The organism is Tropicibacter alexandrii (genome assembly GCF_003667315.2).
GTDB lineage: Bacteria > Pseudomonadota > Alphaproteobacteria > Rhodobacterales > Rhodobacteraceae > Tropicibacter > Tropicibacter alexandrii.
Window position 1 is genome coordinate 134,382 of sequence record NZ_RCTZ02000010.1, and the last position, 22,895, is coordinate 157,276.

The following is a 22,895-nucleotide window of genomic DNA, read 5'->3' on the forward strand; positions in this document are numbered from 1 at the left end:
TTCGTACCGAAAGCCCGTTGGCTAAGAACACCGGATCAAGCAACCGAGGCCACGTGCTTATGCCCATTTTGCGCATCAATGACAAATGCGTCTTTTTTGCCCATGTGCCGAAATGCGGCGGCACCTCGATGACGCGCTACCTCGAGGCGCGTTTTGGCGAAATGGGCCTGCTCGACCGGGGGTTTCGCAAGGCCCCGGCGCAAGGCTGGACGCGCTCCTCGCCGCAGCATGTCCCCTTTCGCGTGCTGGAAACGCTGCTGGGGCCGGGCTTCTTCGCGCTCAGCTTCACGGTGGTGCGGCATCCGGCGACGAGGTTTCTGAGCGCCTACGAACATCAGGCGACGATCGGCGGCATCCCGCAGCGGATGCGCCCCGAAAAGCTGCTCGCGGCGCTGCCGGGTTGGTCGGACAAGCAGCACTTTGCCACGGACAACCACTTCCGACCGGCGGTCGAGATCGCCCCGGCACAGGCCGTCTTCTTTCGGCTCGAAGAGGGCTTTGACGCCATGTCCGCGTGGCTCGACGGACTTGAGGGCCAAAGCCACCCCGACCTCGCGGTCCAGCACGAGAACAGCCGCAAGAAGGTCCAGAAGAAGCAGCCCACGCTCAACCGTCTGCTGCATGGCAAGGTCACGCGCCCGAAGCTGACGCCGGAATTGGCTGAGCGCATCCACGCGGTCTACGCGCCGGATTACGCGCGCTTCGGCTATGACGTGATGCCCCCTCATGGCTAGCACCGGGCAGATCACCCTCACCGGCGAGACGCCGACCGCCCAAGCCGCGCTACGCCCCGCATTGGAGGGGATGGATACCCCCCTCGATCCGGTCTGCGTGACGGTTGCCGACGCCCTTCTGATCCCGCCGGCCTTTTCCTATCCGCCATCAAGGACCCGCCCCGGCAAGGCCGCGACCGGCGTCTATGACGCGGACGGCGCCTATGTCCGGGCGTCGGGCTCGTTTCGCGGGCCGGACCTTGGCGATGCCCCGTTCGGAGGCCGCCCCTTGGGTGACATCGTCGAACCGGTGCCGCGCCCGTCGGCGCAGTACGACGTCGCGGTCTACGGCGGATATCTTCGGGGGCATTACGGGCACCTGCTGCTGGAGGGGCTGGCGCGGTTCTGGCACCTGCCGGATGTCGCGCCGGACCTGCCCATCCTCGTGCACACGGACGCGCCCGACAGTCCCGGCTTCTTGGCCTTGCAGCGGTTGCTTGCGCGGCTTGCCCCGCTCGATTTCGATTTCGGTCGCCTGATCCCCTGCCACGCGCCGATGCGGGTGCGCGAGCTGATCGTACCGGAACCGGCGCTGCATATCCGGCACGGTGTGTCGCCGCGCCATCTGGAGGCCTGCGCGCGCCTTGGCCGCAGCCTGCCTTGGCCCGCGCCCAGCGACCAGCCGCTTTACCTGTCCCGCGCCGGCTTGACCGACGATGCCCGCGCCATCGTGGGAGAAGCCCAGATCGAGGCGGCGCTGGCGCGGGCCGGGGTGCGGGTGCTGCGGCCCGAAACCCTGCCGTTCGAAGAGACGATCCGCGCCCTCAGGACACATACGCGCGTTCTGGGGCCGGTCGGCTCTGCGGTCCACGGAACGATCTTTGCCCCCGGTCGCCGCCTCGCCTACATCGCCAATGGCATCGATCCCCGCAAGCTGCGCACCTACGTGACCCTCGACCGCAGGAACGCAGTGTCGGCGGATTTCCTGCGCCTGACCGACGATTTCGAGGAAAACCGCAGCAAGACGTGGCTCCGCAAGCTGTGTGAAGACCGCGACCATCCGGTCATGATCGACCCCGACGCACTGTTTCGGATCTGGGCCGAGGGCGGGATGATCGACAGCGTCCCCCGTCTTGACCCGCACGAACGGGCGCAGCTGACCAGCCAACGCGAGGACGCGGTGCGCCGCGCGATCGCCCGGCGCGGGACGGAGATCGGGGGTCTCAGCAGGCTTCGGTTGCGGATCGAGGCGCGGCGCGTCCTTCGAACCGGCTGAACCCGGTCCCGTCGGCATCCGCCGCCTCAGGCACTGTGGAAGACATAGGACCGCATCGAGACCGAGCCGAGATCGATGCTGTCCGTCATGAAGGTCAGATCGTCACGGGCATCGGACGCGCCCGCGATGGTCAGCGCGGGCATGTAATGGTCGACGGACGGGTGCGCGGCCTCGAACAAGGCCCCCAGACCGGCCCGATCCGCCAGCGCGGCGAAATCCCGATCGACAAGCCGGTCGGCAAAGAGCGCGTCGAATTCCAGCGCAAAGTCATGCGGTTGGCTGTTCGCGCCCCAGCGGATCTGGCCGAGATTATGAACCACGTTCCCCGATCCGAGGATCAGCACGCCGCGATCTCGAAGCTCGGACAGGGTCTTGCCGATCTCCAGCTGGTAGTCCAGACCCCGCCCCATGTCGATGGACACCTGAAAAACTGGCACATCAGCGCCGGGATACAGGAACTTCAACACCGTCCACGCGCCGTGATCCAGCCCCCAGCTGTCGTCCTCTTGGGCGTGATGACTGGCCAGCAGCGAGACCACCTCGCGCGCCAGTGCCGGATCGCCGGGCGCTGGATATTGCTGGTGGTAGAGCGCCTGCGGAAAGCCATAGAAATCGTGGATCGTTCCGGGCATGGCGGAGACGTCGACCAAAGTGGTGCCCCGCGTCATCCAATGCGCCGAGACGACAAGGATCGCCGTCGGGCGCGGCAGGGACCGGCCCAGATCGGTCCATGCGCGGCTGTAATCGGTGTCCTCGATGGCGTTCATCGGGCTGCCATGACCAAGAAAGACAAGGGGCATGCGGTCGGACGGCGCAAGGCTGGCCTTGAGGTCATCCAGCGTGCGGGTGGCGGTCATCTCGTATCCTCCTGTTCGGGGGCAAAGCGCGTTGTCTGGACATAGAATAGACCTTGCCTTTCATCCACGAAATGGCGACATCGTAGAATGACCTTCAATAATACGTTCCGAATGAGCAGATGGACCTGATCGACGAACTCAAGGCTTTCGTGGCAACGGCCAAGACCGGGTCCTTTACGGCGGCGGCGGACCAGTTGGGCGTGTCGAACCGCCTGACCTCGAAATACGTGGCGGAATTGGAAACGCGGCTCGGGGTGCGCCTGTTGCAGCGCACCACGCGCAAGGTCGGCGTCACCCCCGCCGGAGAGGACCTGCTGGCCCGCGCCCCCGCCCTGCTGGAGGATCTGGACGCCCTGCTCGCCGATATATCCGAGGATTCGCGCGGCCTGACCGGCGTCATCCGCATTTCCGCCCCTGTCACCTTTGGCGAGGCCTATCTGGGTGGCATGCTGGCGCGCTTTGCCGCCGCGCATCCCGGCCTCAGCTTCGATGTGCGGCTTCAGGACAGCTTTGTCGATCTGGCCAGCGACGGGATCGACGTGGCTTTTCGCATCGGGCGTTCGGAGATGCTGTCGCTCAAGACCCGCAAGCTGGGCGAGGTCCGCACGGTCGCGGTCGCCAGCCCCGCCTATCTTGCGCAGCACGGCACGCCGCAACACCCCGAGGACCTCACGCGGCACGCCTGTATCCTCGACACCAACCGCCGCGCGCCGCGCCGCTGGGTCTTCGTCCGCGACCGGACCGAGCATGTCGTCGAGGTGCAGGGCCGCTTTCAGGTCAATTCGGCCCGCGCCGCCGCCGATCTGGCGCTGGCCGGGCTTGGCATCGCCTTCGCCCCGCGCTTTGCCCTGCGCGAGGGATTGGCCGACGGGCGGCTGGTGCAGGTTCTGGACGGGGCCGAGGGCGCCCCCATTCCAGCCAGCGCGGTCTATCTCGAGGGGCGGTCACTGCCGCGCAAGGTCCGCGCGCTGATCGACTTCGCCGCCGAGGACATCCGCCGCGCCGGGGTGCTGTGAGCCGCCTTGCAAAAACCCACAGCACCTGTTCCGGAATACAGGCTGCAAAACGCCGCGCGCTGCCCCATATCTGCGCCAGTCACCCAAGGAGAGCGCCATGACCTTTCGTCCCGTTGCCGCCACCAGCCATGCCCAACCCACGATGGAGGGCGCAGGCGTCCACCTGCACCGCGTCTTCGGCTTTGGCGATCCGACACTGACCGACCCGTTCCTGATGATGGACGATTTCCGCAACGATGACCCACGGCTTTATTCCAAGGGCTTCCCGTGGCATCCCCATCGCGGCATCGAGACAATCACCTACGTGCTCGAAGGACAGGTCGAACATGCGGATTCGCTGGGCAATACTGGCCTTCTGGGGCCGGGCAGCGTGCAATGGATGACCGCCGGATCGGGCATCCTGCATCAGGAAATGCCCTCGGGCGACACGCAGGGCCGCATGCATGGGTTTCAGCTGTGGGCCAACCTGCCCTCGTCGCTGAAGATGACCTCCCCGCGCTATCAGGACATCACCGGCAGCGACATTCCCGTCGAGGGCGACGATGACGGCACGGTGGTCAAGGTGATCATCGGGTCGTTCTGGGGCAAGACCGGGCCGGTCGATGGCATCGCCGCGAACCCGATGCTGCTGGATGTCTCCGTGCCCGCCGGGCGGCGCAAGGTGCTGCCCGTCGACACGCGGTCGAACGCGCTGGCCTATGTCTTTGCCGGGTCGGGGACCTTCCGCGATGCCAGTGACCCCGTGGGCATCAAGGTGGAAAAGGAATATCGCGGGTCCGAGTTGAACATCCGCGACATGACCGGCAACCGCACGCTCGTGCGCTTTGGCGCGGGGGACGAGATCACCGTTCAGGCGGGCGACGAGGGCATCCGCTTTCTGCTGATGACGGGCCGGCCCATTCAGGAACCCGTGGCGTGGCACGGGCCCATCGTGATGAATACGCAGGCCGAGTTGCGGCAGGCGATGATGGACCTGAACAACGGCAGTTTCATCAAGGCGCATTGAGGCCGCGCGGGCGGGAAATGTTTCCGCCCCGTCACGGCCTCTTGAGAAAGGGTCAGCACCTTTTCACTGCGATCCGGCTGCTTTTCCTGTAAGCCTGTCAAAGGCCTGCCCGACCGGGTGGGCCTCTGACATGGATGGGCGACGCCCTGCGTGGCGCGGCTTGATCAAGGCCGTGCGACCGGGGCATACCCGTCCGGTCAGCGAGCCACGGGACCGCACGGGAGACCTGAATGATCGATGCTGCCCTCTTGCCGCTGCAACGCCGGGTCCTGCTTCCCCCTGCGCGATGGCTGGCGCGGGCCGGGATCAGCGCGGACCACCTGACGCTTGCAGGCTTTGCCATCGGCCTGCTGGCCGTGCCCGCGCTGGCGTTCGGGCAATTCGGGCTGGCGCTGCTGGTCATCGCGCTGAACCGCGTGCTCGATGGTCTGGACGGGGCCGTGGCGCGGCTGACCACACCGACCGATCGCGGGGCGTTTTTGGACATCGCGCTCGACTTCGTCTTTTACGCGTTGATCCCGCTGGGCTTTGCGCTGGCCGATCCGGAAAGAAACGCCCTGCCCGCCGCGGTGCTGATCGCCGCCTTTGTCGGCACGGGGTCATCCTTTCTTGCCTTTGCCACCATCGCCGCCAAGCGCCGGTTGACCGCAGACGCCTATGCCTCCAAGGGGCTGTATTACCTTGGCGGCTTGACCGAAGGGTTCGAGACCATCGCGCTGTTCGTCGCCATGTGCGCCCTGCCTGCCCTGTTCCCGGTGCTGGCCTATGGCTTTGCCACGGCTTGCGCGCTGACCACCCTGACCCGCTGGTATCACGGCTGGGTCGCGCTTGCGCCGGAAAACCGGCAAACTGACACAACACACCGCCCGAAGGCCTGACCAGAGGCCCACCCAAGGAGAAGACATGCGCCTGAAACCGATACTTGCCGTGCTGGCGGCCCTGACCGCCTCGCCCGCCCTCGCCGACTGGGCAGAGACCGTCGAGGTCGCCCGTGGCCAGACCGTCTACTGGAATGCGTGGGGCGGGGATGAGCGCACCAATGCCTTCATCGCATGGGTTGGCGAGCAGACGCAGGCGCAATACGGCGTCTCGGTCGAGCATGTCCGCCTGACCGACACCGCCGAGGCCGTGACCCGCGTCGTCTCCGAACGTGCCGCCGGGCAGGATGATAATGGCTCCGTCGACCTGATCTGGATCAACGGGCCGAATTTCCTCGCGATGAAGGAACAGGATCTGCTGTTCGGCCCCTTCGTGCAGGACCTGCCGAACATCCGCCATGTCGATATGAGCGAGAACACCCCCGCGACGCTGGATTTCACCGTGCCGGTCGAGGGCATGGAAAGCCCGTGGCGGCTGGCAAGGTTCGTCTTCATCCATGACAGCGCGCGGGTCGAGACGCCCCCGGCGGACATGGCGGCCTTCGTCGATTGGGCCGCGTCCCATCCCGGTCGCTTCACCCATCCCGATCCGTCGAACTTCATGGGGGCGACCTTTCTGAAGCAGGCGCTGATCGAATTGGCGCCCGATCCCTACGCCCTGCTGAAGCCGGTCTCGGATATGACCTTCGAGGCGCAGACCGCGCCGCTTTGGGCATGGTATGACGCGCTGCGCCCCAACATGTGGCGCGCCGGTCAGACCTTTCCCGAGAATGAAAGCATCCAGCAGCAATTGCTGAACGATGGCGAGATCGATATCGCCATGTCCTTCGATCCGGCCTCGGCCGCCGCGAACATCGCCAAGGGGTTGCTGCCGGAGAGCGCGCGCGTCTTCGTGCCTGTGGGCGGGACCATCGGCAATATCAGCTTCGTCGCCATCCCCTACAACGCCGCCAATGCCGAGGGCGCACAGGTGGTCGCGAACTTCCTGCTCGACCCTGCCGTACAGGCGCGGATGCAGAATATCGAGGTGATGGGCTCGTTCTCGGTGCTCGATCCCGACCTGCTGGACGCCGAGGCGCGCGCCGCGTTCGATGCGCTGCCGAGCGCGCCGGCGCTGCCGACGCTGGCCGAGCTGGGGTCCACCCTGCCCGAGCCGCATCCCAGCTGGATGACGCGCCTGACCGAGGAATGGGCCAAGCGTTACACCCGGTGAGGGCGACCCTGACAGACGGATGGGCGCTGCGCGCCGCCGTGCTGGTCACGGTGGCGCTGGGGCTTGTACTGCCGATCGCGGCGGGGTTTTGGCAGACCGCGCGCGCGGCGGCCGGGGTGATGCCCGCCATCGGGTTCGACGCGCTGTCGCTGGACCCGCTGCGCGCGCTGGTGACAGCGCCGGGCTTCGGGACCGCGCTGCGCCTGACGGTGGTGACCGGCCTCGGCGCAACGCTGCTGTCGGTCGCCGTCGCCGTCGGGGCCTGCGCGGTCCTGCATAACCGCATGGGCGCGCGCGCCGGGGGGCGGCTTCTGACCCCGTTCCTTGCGGCGCCGCATGCGGCGATGGCCATCGGGCTGGCCTTCCTGCTGGCGCCGTCCGGCTGGATCGCCCGGGCGCTGGCACCCTTGGTGGGGTTCGACCGGCCGCCGCTCTGGATTACGGTGAACGACCCTTTCGGGTTGGCGCTGATCGCCGGGCTGATGGTCAAGGAAATCCCCTTCCTGCTGCTGGTGATCCTGTCGGCGCTCAGCCAGTTGCCGGTGCGCCAGCATCTGGCGGCAGGGCGCTCGCTGGGCTACGGGCGCGGCATCGTCTGGATCAAGATCATCCTGCCACAGGTCTGGCCGCTGATCCGCCTGCCGGTGATGGTCGTGCTGGCGTTTTCGCTGTCGGTCGTTGACATGGCGCTGATCCTCGGCCCGTCGAACCCGCCGACCCTGTCTGTCCTGCTGCTGCGCCTGTTCACGGCGCCCGATATCGGCCAGATGCTTCCGGCTTCGGCGGGGGCGCTGTTGCAGGCGGTGCTGGTCGGGCTGTCCTTTCTGCTGTTGCTGGGGGGCGAGCGCCTGTGCCGCCGCATCGGGCGCTGGTGGGTGCGGCGCGGGGGGCGCGGTCACAGCGCCGAGCCGGGCCTGTGGGCCCTGACCGTGCTGGCGGCGCTGCTGTTCGGACTGGGCGCTCTGGCGATGCTGTCGCTCGTGGTCTGGTCCTTTGCGTGGCGCTGGACATGGCCGGACCTGCTGCCCGGCAGCTGGTCGCTGCGCGCATGGATGAGCCCCGGCAATGGCTGGGCCAAGGCCCTTTGGAACACGGTGCTGCTGGCCGCAGCCACCACCGCGCTGTCGCTCGCGCTGGCCATCGCTTGGCTCGAAGGCGAAGACCGCGCCCGGCGCGGACGCGCGGGCTGGGCCGAGGCGCTGATCTACCTGCCGCTGCTGGTGCCACAGATCGGGTTCCTGTTCGGATTGAACGTGCTGTTCCTGACGATCGGCCTGACCGGCGGCACCTTGGCGGTGATCTGGGCGCAGGCGCTGTTCGTCTTTCCCTATGTGATGATCGCCCTGTCGGACCCGTGGCGCGCGCTCGACCCGCGCCTGTCGCGAGCGGCGGCCTCGCTGGGTGCGGGGCCGTGGCGGCGGCTGGTCGCGGTCAAGCTGCCCGCCCTGCTGACTCCGATCCTGACCGCCGCCGCCATCGGCGTCGCGGTCTCGGTGGCGCAATACCTGCCGACCCTGTTCATGGGGGCGGGCCGCGTCGCGACCCTGACCACCGAAGCGGTCACGCTGTCCTCGTCGTCGGACCGGCGGGTGACCGGCGTCTACGCCACCTTGCAAGCGGCGCTGCCCTTTGCCGCCTATGCGCTCGCGCTCTTGGTGCCGGCCGTGCTGCATCGCAACCGCCGCGCCCTGCTGGCCGGAGACCCGTCATGAGCCTCGACCTGTCTACGCTGTCCGTCGCCCCCAAAGCGGGCGAGCCGCTGTTTCCCCCGCTGACCCTGTCGGTCGCGCCCGGGCAGGTCGCCACGGTGATGGGCCCCTCCGGTATCGGCAAATCGACGCTGCTGGATGCCATAGGCGGGCACCTCGCGCATGGCTTTGCCTGCACCGGGTCCGTGCAACTCAACGGGCGGGACCTTGGCCCGCTGCCCGCTGAGGCACGCCGCGTGGGATTGCTGTTTCAGGACGCGCTGCTGTTTCCGCATTTGTCGGTGGGCGACAACCTTGCCTTTGGCCTGTCGCGCCGGGTGCGTGGCCGTGCCGCGCGGCGCGCCGCCGTCGAGACGGCGCTGGACCGGGCCGGGCTGTCGGGCCTGCACGACCGCGACCCGGCCACCCTGTCAGGTGGTCAACGCGCGCGCGCCGCGCTGATGCGCACGCTTCTGGCTGAGCCACAGGCCCTGCTATTGGACGAGCCGTTTTCCAAGCTGGACGTGGCGCTGCGGGCCGATATCCGGGCCTTCACGCTGGACCATATCCAAAGCCGCGCGATCCCGGCGCTGATGGTGACCCATGACGCCGAGGATGCCCGCGCGATGCAAGGCCCGGTGATCGACCTGACCGCCCTCAGCCCGCGTTGAAGAAGCCAAAGCCGCTGGCGGCCAGCGAAATCTCGTCGCCGGTGGTCTCGACCCCCTCGCCCAGCAGCCTGTCGCCATGCGGCAGGCTGACCGAGACCGGCGCCGCCGACAGGTTGAACACGCACAGCACCGCGTCGCCACGCGTGAACGCGAGCAGCGGGTGGGGAACGTCGTGGAAGACGATGTCGCCGTCGCGCAGCGCGGGCTGCGCACGTCGGAAGGCCAGCATCTCGCGGTAGAACGCCAGCACCGATCCCGCGCCCTGCGCCGACACCGCGCGCTGCCATTGCGGCGCTTTGACCGGCAGCCAGGGCGTGGCATCGGTGAACCCGCCATGCGGCGCCTGCGCATCCCAGACCATCGGTGTGCGGCAGCCATCGCGGCCCTTGTCCGCTGGCCAGAACATGAGGCCCTGCGGGTCGGTCAGTTCGTCATAGCTCAGCTCGGTTTCCAGCTGGCCCAGCTCCTCGCCCTGATACAGGCAGACCGAGCCCCGGAACGACAACAGCATCGCCGCCGCCTGCTTGGCGACGCTGTCGGCATCCTTGCCCTGATCCTTCCAGCGCGAGACATGGCGGATCACGTCATGATTGGAGAACGCCCAGCACGGCCAGCCTTCGGGCGCGCCATCGAAGAACCGCTCCATCTGGCCACGGAAATGCGCGGGGGTGAATTTCGGCCCCAGCATGTCGAAGGAATAAGCCATATGCAGCCGGTTGCCCGAGGTGTACTGCCCCATGATCTCGATGCCGTGATAGTTCTCTCCGACCTCGCCCACCAGCGTCCGGTCGTCGAATTCGTCCAGCAGCGCGCGCATCCTTTGCAGGAAGGGCAGGTTCTCGGGCTGGTTCTTCGAGAACAGGTGGTAGAGCATGTTGTAGGGGTTCCACGCCTCGGCCGCATCGGGGCGGAAATTCGCCGCGTCGTTGCGCAGCTTGCGGTCGTGGAAGTAGAAATTCACCGTATCGAGACGGAAGCCATCGACCCCGCGCTCCAACCAGAAGCGCATGGTGCCCAGCAGCCAGTCCTGCACCTCGGGGTTGTGAAAATTGAAATCCGGCTGCTCTTTGAGAAAGTTGTGGAAATAGTACTGTCGGCGGCGCGGCTCCCATTCCCAAGCGATGCCGCCAAAGATCGCCTGCCAGTTGTTGGGCGGGCTACCATCGGGATTCGGATCGGCCCAGACGTACCAATCAGCCTTGGGATTGTCGCGCGAACTGCGCGATTCCTCGAAGAACGGGTGCTGGTTCGAACTGTGCGAAAGCACCTGATCGATGATTACCTTCAGTCCCAGTTCATGGGCGCGGGCCACCATCGCGTCGAAATCGTCCAAGGTGCCAAAGGTCGGGTCGATATCGGTATAATCCGACACGTCATAGCCCATATCCTTCATCGGCGAGGTGAAGATCGGCGACAGCCAGATCGCATCCACCCCGAGGCTGGCGATATGCGGCAGGCGCTCGGTGATGCCCTTGAGGTCGCCGATCCCGTCGCCATTGCTGTCTTGGAACGAGCGGGGGTAAATCTGGTAGGTGACGGACCCGCGCCACCAATCCTTGTTCGCCATGATGACCTCTTTCAGCCGGGATGAATCAGGGACCGTACCGATCCGGTTAGCGCAAACGCCTGCCGAAAACGCGCCCGGTTGGCAAGCCGCATCTGCGGATGGCGCTGGAAACCGCACGAAAGCTGCAGACATCGCGGGCTGACATGCTCAAAACTCTCGCAACCTGAGGTGGTTTCGCGGTAGGATGGGCCATTCATTTACGCATCAGTCATTGTGAGGGCCCATGTCCGTTCATGTCGTCTTTGTCCACGGTGTCGCCAATCGCGAAGGTGACGCCTATTCCCAAACCGTCGCCCGGCGCAGCGAGCGTTTCCGCAAGCTGGTCTTTGGCGAGGCCGCGACCATCGAGAACCCGTATTGGGGGGCGTTCGGCGCCAATCCTGCGGGCGGGCGCTATCGCTGCCTGCCCGATTACGACGATCCGACCGGCGACGGGGTCGAGGTGCTGGCCGTGGCGCCGCCGCCTGCGACCGGCGCCGCGCCGCGTCTGGTCGAGCTGGCACGCGAGGACTTTCCCGAAACCGTCGACCTGCTCTTTGCCGGGGTGCTGGAGCGGGCGCAGGCGGACGGGCCGGACCTGCCGGACGAGGCCGTGGCGCAGGCGCAAATGGCCGCGATCTATGCCAGCGAGGTGCCCAACCCGCCTTGGCTGCAGGCCGATCTGACCGATGAGCAATTCCTCAAGGAATTGACCAACCGCGCCAAGGCCTATGCCACAGCGCAGGCCGGTGCCGTCCCGGAAAACGACGTCGAGGTGCTGGGTCTTGGGTCATGGCTGCGTGACAGCGCCGAGGCGGTCGTCGACCGCGTGCGCAATGCCGGTGGGCGCGTGGCGCTGGCCGTGGGCCGCGAGGCACTGCACGGGCATGTGGCGACCTTCATCGGCGATGTCTTTTCCTATCTCAAGGACGGCTCCGGGCGCGCGCCGATCCGCGCCCTGATCAAGGACGAACTGACCAAGGCCGTCGACAGCGGCAAGCCCATCGTGCTGATCGGCCATTCCATGGGCGGAGTGATCCTTGCCGATTGTCTGGGTGACCAAGCCTTTTGTGACAGCGTCGGGCTAAAGGACGGGCGCAGGATCGCGGCGCTGGTCACGGTCGGCTCGCAGCCCGGCTTCTTTCAGGAGCTGAACCTGTTGGGGCTCGATCCGCAGCCACGGCTGGAGGTGGTGGAGCATTGGATCAACGTCTTTGACGAACTCGACGTGCTGTCCTTCCGCGCAGCCCCCTTGTTCGACGGCGGCGTCAAGGACATGATGTTTTCCAGCCGCACCGGCATCTTCGACGCGCATGGTGCCTATTTCGAGCGCGTGCAGTTCTATGAACGGCTGCGCAAGCGGCTCAAGGCGCTGGATGTCCCGGTGAAAGGCACGGCATGACCCTGATCTACGACCGCGCGTCGGATGCGCCGCAGAGCCACGCCATCGTCATCGGCGTGGGCTGCTTTCCGCATCTCGACGGGTCCAAGCCGGACCTGATGAAGGAACTGCGCAGCGTCGACGGCGTGACCAGCCCGCCCAACAATGCCCGCGCCATCGCCGCATGGCTGATCGACGCGGCGGACCGGCTGGTGCCGCCGCTGGGCTCGGTCGAGTTGTTGATCAGCGAAAAGGATGGCAGCGCCGCCACGTTCGACGGCAAGGCCATCGCCCCTGCGACCGGCGACGACGTCTCGGACGCGCTGGGCGATTGGCTGGCCCGCTGCGGGTCGGACCCCGGCAACCTCGCCCTGTTCTATGGCAGCAGCCACGGCATGCAGGCGCAAGAACACATCCTGTTGCTCGAAGACGCGGGCGAAGACCCGTTCGACCCGTGGCGCAACATGCTCTCGCTGAACCATCTGCACCGCAACCTGTACAAGAAGAACCACAAGCGCAGCGTGCTGTTTGCCGATTGCTGCCGCAACCTGCTCGAAGGCGGGATCACCTCGCTCGATCAATTCACTGGGCGGCGGATCGGAAATATCTCGCAGCTGGAATACGCGCAGGCCCGCAACGCGCCCGACCGTTTCGTCTACCTGCTGAGGGCCGCGCCGCCGGGCGTGGTGGCCAAGGCCACGCGCAACGGGCTGGGCTACATGACGGAGTCGCTGCTGAAATGCTTCGACGGCGGCGCGGGCGAGAAAAGAGCGCATTACGGCTGGTGCATCACGCCCGGTCGGCTGCGCGGCTGGGTCGAGGCCGCCGGGCGATATGGGCTGGGGATCGACGATCCGGACATGCGCCCCATCGACGATGACAGCGCGTGGGACACCACGCCGATCCTGACCCTGCCGGGGATGCCGCGCTACCCGGTCCGTGTGCGCGAGGCCGATGCGCTGGACTTGGGCCGCGCGACCCTGTCGCTGGCGCAGGCCAGCACCGCCTTTCTCGAGCAACGACCGCCCACGCCCGGCGCGGTGGCCCCCCTCAGTGTCTGGGTGCCGCCCAGCATGGACGATTACGAGGCTGCGGGCGAGATCCTTGAGCCCGGCGGCGCCCCGATCCTGCTGCAAACCGTTCCGGTCCCCGTCATCAGCGACGGCACGGACGTGGCGCTTCGGAGGACGTGATGCAGGACGATGACGCCGCCCAGACCGCGACGTTGACCGTCGACAAAGCCCCGAGCCTGCCGTTTCAGGACGTGACCGTCATGGATGACGGCTTTGCCATCCAAGCGCAGCAGACCCTGAACGAGACCGCCGATAGCCTAACGCTGGCGCTGCGCCCCGGTCGCTACATGGTCAGCGGCCTGTCCCCCAGCGGCGCGCGCCTGCGGGTTGCCGTCGAGTTGGGCGATGGCGATGACCGCCGGATCACCGTGGCCAGCGAACAAGACAGCCCGCATGAATGGCTGGCCGATCTCAACGCGCGCAACCAAGTGCCGCGCTCGGCCGCCAATGTCAGCCGCAAGGTCATCGAGGCGCTCGGGACGCGGTCGCTCAGCGCCCTGCTGGAGGTCAGCCCGGTCTCGTCCTTGTCCTTGCCGGTGGGCGTCGTGTCCTATGCGGCCCAAGGCATGGTCGAGGATGCCACACAGGCGCTCGACCGGCGTCTTGGTCTGGGCAGCCGCCCGAAACGGTCCACGCGCCGCCCGCAGGATGTCAGCCTGCGCAGCTATGTCTGGGCCTCCGATCTCGGTCGCTGGGTCCGGTCCGACCTGATCGACCGGGTGCAGGGCGAGTACGCGATGGATTACACCCGCCTCTACCTGCCGCCGCGCCCCTATGTGGACGACGCGCTGAGGGACAGGATTCACCTCGTCGGCAGTTTTCGCAAGGATCAGCCCGCGCGATTCATCGCCCTGCCCCTGTTCGGCGAGGGCGCGCAACTGGTGCTGTCGCATAGCGGCGGCGCCGACAGCGCGGCGCGGCGGTTTTCATGGTATCTGTCAGCGGTCGACGACCGGATCGACGGGCTGTTGCAGTCGATCAAGGGGCGCGGGTTCGAGGACAGCGACGCCGTCTCGGAAGAGGCTTTCAAGGTCGCCGACCGTGCCTTGCATGACAAGGTCCACGATCCCGAGGCGGCCGTCGTCGCCACGCTGTTCCTGTTGCGTCACAGGCGGCTGGGCAAACGGCCCGGCTGGGTCGAGAACCTTGCGAACTGGTTCCCGTGGTCGCCAGATGCACTGGCCGTAGGGGCTTGGGCGAACCTGCTGTTCGAGACCGGCGATCAGGCCGAGGTCCTGTCGAAACTGGCCAAGATACATCACGCCGGCCCGCCGCAATTCCTTGCCGCACGCCGCCTGCTGCGCGATCTGCTGTCGATCACCCGCAGCGGCGACGACTGGTCGTCCCTGCCCGCCGACACGCGGCAGATGCTGGACCGGCTCTGGGCGCGGCTGGGCAAGGAAATGCAGCGAGAGGTGAGCGCCGGGCCATTCTACGCCTTCACCGAAAGCTTCGGCACGGGCGGCCCCTCGTCCTGAGGTGAAAATAACGGCGATTGGATGTGCCGCCATCGGCAACCGGGCGGGCCGCGCTTGCCGGGCGTGGGCCGGGCTGGCTATGGTCCGGGCAAGTACGCTTGCCAATGCTGACGGGACCGATGCCGCATTACCGAACGACCTTGGGCGGGGAACAGCACCGCTTTGACACGCTGGCCGAGGTCATGGCCAAGGCCACGCCCGCGCGGTCCGGCGATGCGCTCGCGGGCGTGATCGCCGAAACGGATGTGGACCGCGTTGCTGCGCAGATGGTGCTGGCCGACCTCCCGCTTGATCTGTTCCTGACCGAGGCGCTGGTCCCCTACGAGACCGACGATGTCACCCGGCTGATCCTCGACAGCCATGACGCGGCGGCCTTTGCGCCGGTCGCGCATATGACCGTCGGGCAGTTCCGCGACTGGCTGCTGTCCGATGCCGCGACGCCCTCCGTGCTGCGCGCGCTGGCACCGGGGCTGACGCCGGAAATGATCGCGGCCGTGTCCAAGCTGATGCGCAACCGCGACCTGATTTCGGTCGCGCGCAAGGTCGAGGTCGTCACGGCGTTTCGATCAACACTGGGCCTGCCGGGGCGGATGGGCTCGCGCCTGCAACCCAACCACCCGGCGGACGACCTGCGCGGTATCGCCGCCTCGGTGCTGGACGGGCTGTCCTTTGCGGTGGGCGATGCTGTGATCGGCATCAACCCGGCCACCGACAACATCCCCACCGCCATGTCCCTGCTGCACATGCTCGACGAATTGATCGGCACCTACGCGATCCCCACGCAAAGCTGCGTGCTGACCCATGTCACCAATTCCATAGAGATCATCGAGCGCGGCGCGCCCTTGGATCTGGTCTTTCAATCCGTGGCCGGGACGCAGGCCGCAAACGAGGGGTTCGGCGTCACCCTGCCCCTTTTGGCCGAGGCGCGCGATGCCGCCCTGTCGCTCAACCGGGGCACGGTGGGCCGCAACGTCATGTATTTCGAGACCGGTCAGGGCAGCGCCCTGTCGGCGGATGCCCATCATGGCATCGACCAGCAGACGCTGGAGGCGCGCGCCTATGCCGTCTGCCGCGCCTTCGACCCGTTGCTGGTCAACACCGTGGTCGGCTTCATCGGCCCGGAATACCTGTTTGACGGCAAGGAGATCATCCGCGCCGGGCTGGAGGACCATTTCTGCGGCAAGCTTCTGGGCCTGCCGATGGGCGTGGATGTCTGCTATACCAACCACGCCGAGGCCGATCAGAACGACATGGACGTGCTGATGACCCTGCTGGCGGCGGCGCGGGCGCATTTCCTGATCGCCGTGCCGGGGGCGGATGACATCATGCTGAATTACCAAAGCCTGTCCTTCCATGACATCGCCTATCTGCGCAACGCGCTGGGCCTGAAGGCCGCGCCGGAATTCGAGGAATGGCTGGTGGCCATGGGGCTGGTGGACAGCAGCGGTTTGCTGGTCGAGAGCGGCGCCGGGGCGCAGCGCCTGCTGGAGCGTGCACCATGAGCGATATCGCCAAGGACCCATGGGCGCGTCTGCGCGCCGCGACACCCGCTCGCATCGCGCTGGGGCGGTCGGGCGCGGGCCTGCCGACGCAGGCCAATCTGGCCTTTCAATTTGCCCATGCCCGCGCGCGGGACGCAGTGCATTCGGCGCTGGATGTCGATCGGTTGGTGGCCGATCTGGGCGATCTGCCGGTGATCCGCACCCGCTCGGCGGTGCCGGACCGGGCCAGCTACCTGCGGCGACCGGATCTTGGACGGACACTCGCCGAAGGCGAGGCCGCGCACCTGCCCTGCAGCCCCTGCGATGTGCTCTTCGTGATTGCCGACGGGCTGTCTGCGGCGGCGGTGCAGGCCCATGCCGCGCCGGTCATCCACGCCACCCTGCTCCGGCTCAAGGGCCTGACCTGCGGGCCGATCGTCATCGCCGAACAGGCCCGCGTTGCCATCGGCGACCAGATCGGGACAGCCATCGGCGCGCGGCTGACCGTGCTGCTGGTGGGCGAACGTCCGGGCCTGACCGTGGCCGACAGCCTTGGCGCCTACCTGACCTTCGGCCCCAAACCCGGCACCCGCGACAGTGCCCGCAACTGCCTGTCCAACATCCACGGCCAAGGCGGCATGAGCCATGACCGCGCCGCCGACAAGATCGCGTGGCTGGCGCGCGCGGCGCTCAAGCTGGGTCTGACCGGGACCGGTCTGAAGGAAGATGCCGATGTCAGCCCGTTGCTTCCGGACTGACGGCCTGTGGTCACCCGACTGCCCAGCCTACTCGGCGACGACGATGCGCGTATTCCACGCCGCGCACGCGGCGGCGAGGTCGGCGGGCATCGGGCGATCGGTAAAGAACGTGTCGATCTCGGCCAGCGAGGCGATCCGCGCGGGCGCGCTGCGCGACAGCTTGGTCTGATCCGCCACGAGGAAGGTCTTGCGCGACTGCCGCAGGATCGCTTGGCTGACGCTGACCTCCTGAATGTCGAAATCGAGCAGATCGCCATCGCGGTCCAGCGCCGAACAGCCGATCACCGCTAGGTCGAACTTGAACTGGCGGATCGTTCCGGCGGCGAGGTTGCCGACAAGGCCGCCATCGGCGCGCCGCAACTGGCCACCGGTCACGATGATCTCGCAATTGCTGTTCCCGGCGAGGATGTTGGCGACGTTCATGTTGTTCGTCACGACCATCAGGTTCTCGTGGCGCATCAGTTCTTCGGCGACGGCCTCGGTCGAGGTGCCGATATTGAGAAACAGCGAAATGCTGTCGGGGATCTCGGCGGCGCAAGCCCGGGCAATGGCGCGCTTGGCTTCGGGATTCAGGCTGCGGCGTTCCTCGTAGCCGATATTCGTCGTGCCCGAGGGCAGGACGGCGCCACCATGGACCCGCTCCAGCCGTCCCGCATCCGCAAGGTCGGTCAGGTCGCGGCGGATGGTCTGCAAGGTCACGCCGAAATGCTGGGCCAGCCCGTCGACCGTGACCTTGCCCTCGCGACGCGCGATTTCGAGGATTTCCGGGTGGCGGAACGTTTGCGACATGGAAGACCTTTCGACGATCCCGAATGGGCGGGCGGATGAACGCGTTCCCGCGCAAATCTGGTCAAAAGCGAACATCAAGGCAAATATTTTTTCCGTTTTTTCCGAGCGAGGCGCGATTCGCTGCCATCGTCACGGGATTATCGCGCTGATTTCTCACGATTTTCCAAATACCGAACAAAAACGAAAACAAACGCTTGCCAGGTGAAGCCGGTTTTGTCACAAACATGATGCAAACGCGCTTGGAGGAGAATCGCGTGGGACATTCCAGAACGGACACGCCTCTTGACCTGTTCATCATTGGTGGCGGCATCAATGGATGCGGCATCGCCCGTGATGCGGCCGGGCGTGGGCTGTCAGTCGGCTTGGCCGAAATGAACGATCTGGCTTCGGCCACGTCCTCGGCCTCGACCAAGCTGTTTCACGGTGGCCTGCGCTATCTCGAATATTTCGAATTCCGGCTGGTGCGCGAGGCATTGATCGAGCGGGAAACCCTGCTGCGCGCAATGCCCCATATCAGCTGGCCGATGCGTTTTGTCTTGCCTTATCATAAAGATATGCGCTTCGAGGCGGACACTCCCACCTCTCGTCTGCTGAGCTTTGCCATGCCGTGGATGAAGGGGCGCCGCCCCGCTTGGCTGATCCGCCTCGGGTTGTTCCTGTACGACCACCTCGGCGGGCGCGAGATCCTGCCCGGCACGAAAACCCGCGACCTGACCGGCACGGTCGAAGGCGCGCCGCTGAAGGACCACTTTGCCAAGGCCTACGAGTATTCCGACTGCTGGGTCGAGGATTCCCGGCTGGTCGTCCTGAATGCCCGCGATGCCGAGGCCCGCGGTGCCCGCATCATGACGCGCACACAAGTGATCAGTGCGGCTTGCGAAAATGGCCTATGGCGCGTTGAAACACGCAATACCGAAAACAATCAGGTGCAGACCCACTATGCCCGCATGCTGGTCAATGCCGGAGGCCCATGGGTCGGCGACATCATCCAGAGCAAGGTGCGCCTGAACTCGCGCGAGGGCGTGCGGCTGGTGCGCGGCAGCCATATCGTGACCCGCAAGCTCTATGACCACGACAAGTGCTATTTCTTTCAGGGAACCGACGGGCGCATCATCTTTGCCATTCCCTACGAGACGGACTTTACCCTGATCGGCACGACGGATGCCGAACATGCCGATCCCGCGCAACGCCCCGAATGCACCCCCGAAGAGCAGGACTACCTGCTGAACTTCGCCAACCAGTATTTCAAGCAGGCCTTGAGCCGCGATGACGTGGTCTGGACCTATTCCGGGGTACGTCCGCTCTATGATGACGGGGCCAGCAGCGCGACCGCCGCAACGCGGGATTACACGCTGAAGGTCGATACCAGCGCGGGCGCCCCGGTGCTCAACATCTTTGGCGGCAAGATCACCACCTATCGCCGCCTCGCGGAAAGCGCGCTGAACAAGATCGGCGAGCACCTGACCGTGTCCAAGGGAACATGGACCGCCAAAGCCCCCCTGCCCGGCGGGGATTTCCCGGTCGACGGCGTGGATGACCTGATCACTGGCTTGCGCGATCGCTATCCCTTTCTCACCGCGTTCTGGGCGAAGCGTTTGGTGCGGGCCTACGGTACCCAAGCCACCGATATTCTGGGCGACGCCAGCCAAGCCGCTGATCTTGGGCGCGATTTCGGTGCGACCCTGACCGGGACGGAAGTCACCTGGTTGATGAAAAACGAATACGCGCGCACGGCAGAAGATATCATCTGGCGTCGCAACAAGCTAGGGTTGCGCATGACGCCCGGGCAGATCGACGCGCTGAACGACTGGATGGCGCACCATCGCCAGGCGTCCCCCGCCGCGGCGGAATGAGGAGGAGTATTCGATGACGCTGGAATTGAAAGGCGTTTCAAAGACCGTCGAGGGGCAGGCTCATATCTACCCAACCGACCTGACGCTGGAAAAGGGCACGATGAACGTGCTGCTGGGGCCGACCCTGTCGGGCAAGACCTCACTGATGCGGCTGATGGCCGGGCTGGACGTGCCTGCGACGGGCAAGGTGATCTGGAACGGCACGAATGTGACCGGCCAGCGCGTGCAGGACCGCAAGGTCGCTATGGTTTACCAGCAGTTCATCAACTACCCGTCGATGACCGTCTATGACAACATTGCCTCGCCGATGAAGCTGATGGGCGTGGACAAGGCCGAGATCGACCGCCGCGTGCGCGAGACCGCCGAGATGATGAAGCTGACCCCGATGCTGGAGCGCAAGCCGCTGGAGCTTTCGGGCGGGCAGCAACAGCGCTGCGCCTTGGCCCGCGCGCTGGTCAAGAATGCCGGGCTGGTGCTGCTGGACGAGCCTCTGGCGAACCTCGACTACAAGCTGCGCGAGGAATTGCGCGTCGAGATTCCGAAAATATTCGAAGCCTCCGGCTCGATTTTCGTCTACGCCACGACCGAACCCGAAGAGGCGCTGCTGCTGGGCGGCAATGTCGCGACCCTGTCAGAAGGGCGCATCACCCAGTTCGGCCCCACGCCCTCGGTCTATCGTCAGCCGGTGGATGCCACGACGGCGCGCGTGTTCTCCGATCCGCCGATGAACTTCCTGCAAATCTCCAAGACCGGCAACCGCATCATGTTCGGCGACGGACAAAGCGCGCCGGCCACGGGCAAGATCGCCGAACTGGCGGACGGGCGCTATCAGGCGGGCTTCCGCCCCAACCACCTTGAAATCGGGCAACACGCGGCTGACGCGATGGAATTCCGCACCCGCCTGAACGTCACCGAACTGACCGGATCCGAGACCTTCGTGCATCTCGACCACCATGGCGAGCGCTGGGTCGGCCTGATCCACGGCGTACACGACCTGACCTTGGGCGCGGAGCTGAGCGTCTGGCTGGACCCGCGCCATGTCTACATTTTCGGCGAAGACGGCAAGCTGGTGGCCCCCGCCGCCTACGCGCTTGCGGCCTGAGGGAGGGGACCATGGCCAAGATCACACTGGATAACCTTGCGCATTCCTACCTGCCGAACCCGGCCAGCGAGGATGACTTTGCGCTGAAGGAATTGAACCACGACTGGGACGACGGTGCGGCCTACGCGCTGCTGGGGTCGTCGGGCTGCGGCAAGTCCACGCTGCTCAACATCATCTCGGGGCTGCTGCACCCGTCTCAGGGCCGCATCCTGTTCGACGGCAAGGACGTGACCCACGCGCCCACCGCCGCGCGCAATATCGCGCAGGTGTTCCAGTTCCCGGTCGTCTACGACACGATGACCGTGCACGACAACCTCGCCTTCCCGCTGCGCAACCGGGGCCGGGACGAGGCCTATGTGGCTGAACGCGTTCAGGAAATCGCCCGGATGATCGGCATGGAGGACATGCTGAAGAAAAAGGCGCGCGGGCTGACGGCGGATGCCAAGCAAAAGATCAGCCTCGGCCGGGGCATGGTCCGCAAGGACGTGAACGCGCTCTTGTTTGATGAGCCGCTGACGGTGATCGACCCCCACATGAAATGGGAGCTGCGCACCCAGTTGAAAAAGCTGCATCACGATTTCGGCCACACGATGATCTACGTGACCCACGACCAGACAGAGGCGCTGACCTTCGCCGACAAGGTGGTGGTCATGTATGATGGCCGCGTCGTTCAGATCGGCACGCCCGAGGAACTGTTCGAGCGGCCCGAACATACCTTTGTCGGCTATTTCATCGGCTCGCCCGGCATGAACGTGATCCCGGCGCGGATCGACGGGAACAAGGCCTATGTCAACGGCTCCTATGTGCAGCTTGCGCAGGGCTACAAGCCGCTGGATGGCAAGGTCGAGATCGGCGTGCGTCCGGAATTCGCGCGCCTCAGCCAGTCCGAGGGCCTGCCCGTCAAGGTACGCCGCATCGAGGATGTGGGCCGCCACAAGATCGTCCGGGCCGAGTTCTTTGGCACCGACATCAACATCATCGCCGGCGAGGACGATCACGTGAGCGCGGACATGAACCGCGTCACCTTCGATGCGGCGCATGTGAACGTCTACGCCAATGACTGGCGTGTCCCGGGGGAGGCCGCGTGATGGAGGGCCGTCCGATCCTGACACCGCAACAGATCATGGAACGCCAGATCCGGTTGATTGACCGTTTTCTCGATCAGGCCTCCGAGCAAACCGTGCGCCCTGTGGCGCCATCGTCCGGGGAGGGGGCGAGCTGATGGAAAAGACAGTCAACCAAAAGGCATGGTTCCTTGTCCTGCCGGTGCTGCTGCTGGTGGCCTTTTCGGCGGTGATCCCGCTGATGACCGTGGTCAACTACTCGGTTCAGGACACGTTCGGGAACAACCAGTTCTTCTGGGCGGGCCTCGAATGGTTCAAGGAAATGCTCGAATCCGACCGCATGTGGGACGCGCTCGGGCGGCAGCTGATGTTCTCGGGGATCATCCTCGCCATCGAAATTCCGCTGGGCATCTTCGTGGCGCTGAACATGCCGAAATCGGGATTCTGGTCCTCGTTCTGCCTTGTGCTGATGTCGCTGCCGCTGCTGATCCCGTGGAACGTGGTCGGCACGATCTGGCAGATCTTTGGCCGCGTCGATATCGGCCTTCTGGGCTACACGCTGGACGCGCTGGGGATCAACTACAACTACACGCAGGATATTCTGGCCGCGTGGATCACCATCATCGTGATGGATGTCTGGCACTGGACCTCGCTTGTGGCGCTCTTGGCCTTTGCTGGTCTCAAGTCGATCCCCGACGCCTATTACCAAGCGGCCAAGATCGATCAGGCGAGCCGCTGGAAGGTGTTCCGTTTCATCGAACTGCCCAAGATGATGGGCGTGTTGATGATCGCCATCCTGCTGCGCTTCATGGACAGTTTCATGATCTATACCGAGCCCTTCGTCGTCACCGGCGGTGGCCCCGGCAACGCCACGACCCTTCTGTCCATCGACCTCGTGAAGATGGCTTTGGGACAGTTCGACCTTGGCCCGGCGGCCGCCTTCAGCCTGATGTATTTCCTCGTGATCCTGCTGGTGAGCTGGGTGTTCTACACCGTGATGACGAACCTCGACAAGAAGGGGATGTAAGATGACCGACGCTGCAACCATTCCC

The 22,895-nt window shown here is 65.8% G+C and carries 22 protein-coding genes; 19 read left to right on the forward strand and 3 right to left on the reverse strand.

The window, feature by feature from the left end; all coding sequences use genetic code 11:
• The first annotated feature begins 59 nt into the window (after positions 1 to 59).
• Both D8Z78_RS14425 and D8Z78_RS14430 read left to right on the forward strand, forming a co-directional pair.
• On the forward strand, positions 60 to 734 hold the full coding sequence (locus D8Z78_RS14425) for a sulfotransferase family 2 domain-containing protein (protein WP_240672133.1): 675 nt from the start codon (positions 60 to 62) through the stop codon (positions 732 to 734).
• On the forward strand, positions 727 to 1,989 hold the full coding sequence (locus D8Z78_RS14430; RefSeq protein ID WP_121630965.1) for a glycosyltransferase family 61 protein: 1,263 nt from the start codon (positions 727 to 729) through the stop codon (positions 1,987 to 1,989). The genes D8Z78_RS14425 and D8Z78_RS14430 overlap by 8 nt, the downstream gene beginning before the upstream one ends.
• A 26-nt stretch (positions 1,990 to 2,015) precedes the next feature.
• Here D8Z78_RS14430 and ygiD read toward each other — a convergent pair whose 3' ends face one another.
• The gene (gene ygiD / locus D8Z78_RS14435; protein WP_121630966.1) at positions 2,016 to 2,846 is read right to left on the reverse strand and encodes a 4,5-DOPA-extradiol-dioxygenase; all 831 of its coding nucleotides are present in this window, start codon (positions 2,844 to 2,846) and stop codon (positions 2,016 to 2,018) included.
• A gap of 119 nt (positions 2,847 to 2,965) precedes the next feature.
• On the opposite strand from ygiD, the gene D8Z78_RS14440 reads away from it, so the two are divergent.
• The 6 genes from D8Z78_RS14440 to D8Z78_RS14465 all read left to right on the forward strand — a co-directional run bounded on the left by D8Z78_RS14440 (position 2,966) and on the right by D8Z78_RS14465 (position 9,318).
• Positions 2,966 to 3,862, forward strand: a complete 897-nt coding sequence (locus D8Z78_RS14440; RefSeq protein ID WP_121630967.1) for a LysR family transcriptional regulator — start codon at positions 2,966 to 2,968, stop codon at positions 3,860 to 3,862.
• A 97-nt stretch (positions 3,863 to 3,959) separates the two neighbouring features.
• Entirely contained in the window at positions 3,960 to 4,868 is a 909-nt protein-coding gene (locus tag D8Z78_RS14445; RefSeq protein ID WP_121630968.1) for a pirin family protein, read from the forward strand.
• A 230-nt stretch (positions 4,869 to 5,098) separates the two neighbouring features.
• On the forward strand, positions 5,099 to 5,746 hold the full coding sequence (locus tag D8Z78_RS14450) for a CDP-alcohol phosphatidyltransferase family protein (RefSeq protein ID WP_121630969.1): 648 nt from the start codon (positions 5,099 to 5,101) through the stop codon (positions 5,744 to 5,746).
• A gap of 25 nt (positions 5,747 to 5,771) precedes the next feature.
• Entirely contained in the window at positions 5,772 to 6,959 is a 1,188-nt protein-coding gene (locus tag D8Z78_RS14455) for an ABC transporter substrate-binding protein (protein ID WP_121630970.1), read from the forward strand.
• On the forward strand, positions 6,956 to 8,671 hold the full coding sequence (locus D8Z78_RS14460; RefSeq protein WP_240672128.1) for an ABC transporter permease: 1,716 nt from the start codon (positions 6,956 to 6,958) through the stop codon (positions 8,669 to 8,671). Before D8Z78_RS14455 ends, D8Z78_RS14460 begins: the two co-directional genes overlap by 4 nt.
• Positions 8,668 to 9,318 carry an ATP-binding cassette domain-containing protein gene (locus D8Z78_RS14465; RefSeq protein ID WP_121630972.1) on the forward strand — a complete coding sequence of 217 codons (651 nt, stop codon included), beginning with the start codon at positions 8,668 to 8,670 and terminating at the stop codon, positions 9,316 to 9,318. Before D8Z78_RS14460 ends, D8Z78_RS14465 begins: the two co-directional genes overlap by 4 nt.
• Here D8Z78_RS14465 and D8Z78_RS14470 read toward each other — a convergent pair.
• Complete coding sequence (locus tag D8Z78_RS14470; RefSeq protein ID WP_121630973.1) at positions 9,305 to 10,885, reverse strand: alpha-glucosidase; 1,581 nt, start codon at positions 10,883 to 10,885, stop codon at positions 9,305 to 9,307. The genes D8Z78_RS14465 and D8Z78_RS14470 overlap by 14 nt on opposite strands.
• A 223-nt stretch (positions 10,886 to 11,108) precedes the next feature.
• Between D8Z78_RS14470 and D8Z78_RS14475 the strand changes: the two genes are divergently transcribed.
• From D8Z78_RS14475 to eutC, 5 genes are all read left to right on the forward strand, one after another.
• A complete protein-coding gene (locus D8Z78_RS14475; protein ID WP_121630974.1) occupies positions 11,109 to 12,266 on the forward strand; it encodes an alpha/beta fold hydrolase domain-containing protein in 1,158 nt (385 codons plus the stop codon).
• A complete protein-coding gene (locus tag D8Z78_RS14480) occupies positions 12,263 to 13,438 on the forward strand; it encodes a caspase family protein (RefSeq protein ID WP_121630975.1) in 1,176 nt (391 codons plus the stop codon). The genes D8Z78_RS14475 and D8Z78_RS14480 overlap by 4 nt, the downstream gene beginning before the upstream one ends.
• Complete coding sequence (locus D8Z78_RS14485; RefSeq protein ID WP_121630976.1) at positions 13,438 to 14,796, forward strand: hypothetical protein; 1,359 nt, start codon at positions 13,438 to 13,440, stop codon at positions 14,794 to 14,796. Before D8Z78_RS14480 ends, D8Z78_RS14485 begins: the two co-directional genes overlap by 1 nt.
• Before the next feature lie 119 nt (positions 14,797 to 14,915).
• Positions 14,916 to 16,298, forward strand: coding sequence for an ethanolamine ammonia-lyase subunit EutB (locus D8Z78_RS14490; protein ID WP_121631003.1), 1,383 nt, complete (start codon positions 14,916 to 14,918; stop codon positions 16,296 to 16,298).
• On the forward strand, positions 16,295 to 17,035 hold the full coding sequence (gene eutC, locus D8Z78_RS14495; protein ID WP_121630977.1) for an ethanolamine ammonia-lyase subunit EutC: 741 nt from the start codon (positions 16,295 to 16,297) through the stop codon (positions 17,033 to 17,035). The genes D8Z78_RS14490 and eutC overlap by 4 nt, the downstream gene beginning before the upstream one ends.
• Positions 17,036 to 17,062: 27 nt before the next feature.
• Here the strand turns inward: eutC and D8Z78_RS14500 are convergent, their stop codons facing one another.
• Positions 17,063 to 17,824, reverse strand: a complete 762-nt coding sequence (locus D8Z78_RS14500) for a DeoR/GlpR family DNA-binding transcription regulator (RefSeq protein WP_121630978.1) — start codon at positions 17,822 to 17,824, stop codon at positions 17,063 to 17,065.
• On the opposite strand from D8Z78_RS14500, the gene D8Z78_RS14505 reads away from it, so the two are divergent.
• The 6 genes from D8Z78_RS14505 to D8Z78_RS14525 are packed head-to-tail and all read left to right on the forward strand — an operon-like array spanning position 17,823 to position 22,870.
• The gene (locus tag D8Z78_RS14505; RefSeq protein ID WP_128910790.1) at positions 17,823 to 18,029 is read left to right on the forward strand and encodes a hypothetical protein; all 207 of its coding nucleotides are present in this window, start codon (positions 17,823 to 17,825) and stop codon (positions 18,027 to 18,029) included. The genes D8Z78_RS14500 and D8Z78_RS14505 overlap by 2 nt on opposite strands.
• 22 nt (positions 18,030 to 18,051) lie before the next feature.
• Positions 18,052 to 19,677 carry a glycerol-3-phosphate dehydrogenase gene (glpD, locus tag D8Z78_RS14510; protein ID WP_121631004.1) on the forward strand — a complete coding sequence of 542 codons (1,626 nt, stop codon included), beginning with the start codon at positions 18,052 to 18,054 and terminating at the stop codon, positions 19,675 to 19,677.
• 13 nt (positions 19,678 to 19,690) lie between these two features.
• Complete coding sequence (locus D8Z78_RS14515) at positions 19,691 to 20,779, forward strand: ABC transporter ATP-binding protein (protein ID WP_121630979.1); 1,089 nt, start codon at positions 19,691 to 19,693, stop codon at positions 20,777 to 20,779.
• 11 nt (positions 20,780 to 20,790) lie between these two features.
• Positions 20,791 to 21,867, forward strand: coding sequence for an ABC transporter ATP-binding protein (locus D8Z78_RS14520; RefSeq protein ID WP_121630980.1), 1,077 nt, complete (start codon positions 20,791 to 20,793; stop codon positions 21,865 to 21,867).
• Complete coding sequence (locus tag D8Z78_RS25245; RefSeq protein WP_255446353.1) at positions 21,867 to 22,001, forward strand: hypothetical protein; 135 nt, start codon at positions 21,867 to 21,869, stop codon at positions 21,999 to 22,001. The genes D8Z78_RS14520 and D8Z78_RS25245 overlap by 1 nt, the downstream gene beginning before the upstream one ends.
• Positions 22,001 to 22,870 (forward strand): carbohydrate ABC transporter permease, encoded by an 870-nt coding sequence (locus D8Z78_RS14525; protein ID WP_121630981.1) that lies wholly within the window; start codon positions 22,001 to 22,003, stop codon positions 22,868 to 22,870. Before D8Z78_RS25245 ends, D8Z78_RS14525 begins: the two co-directional genes overlap by 1 nt.
• Positions 22,871 to 22,895: the final 25 nt, after the last annotated feature.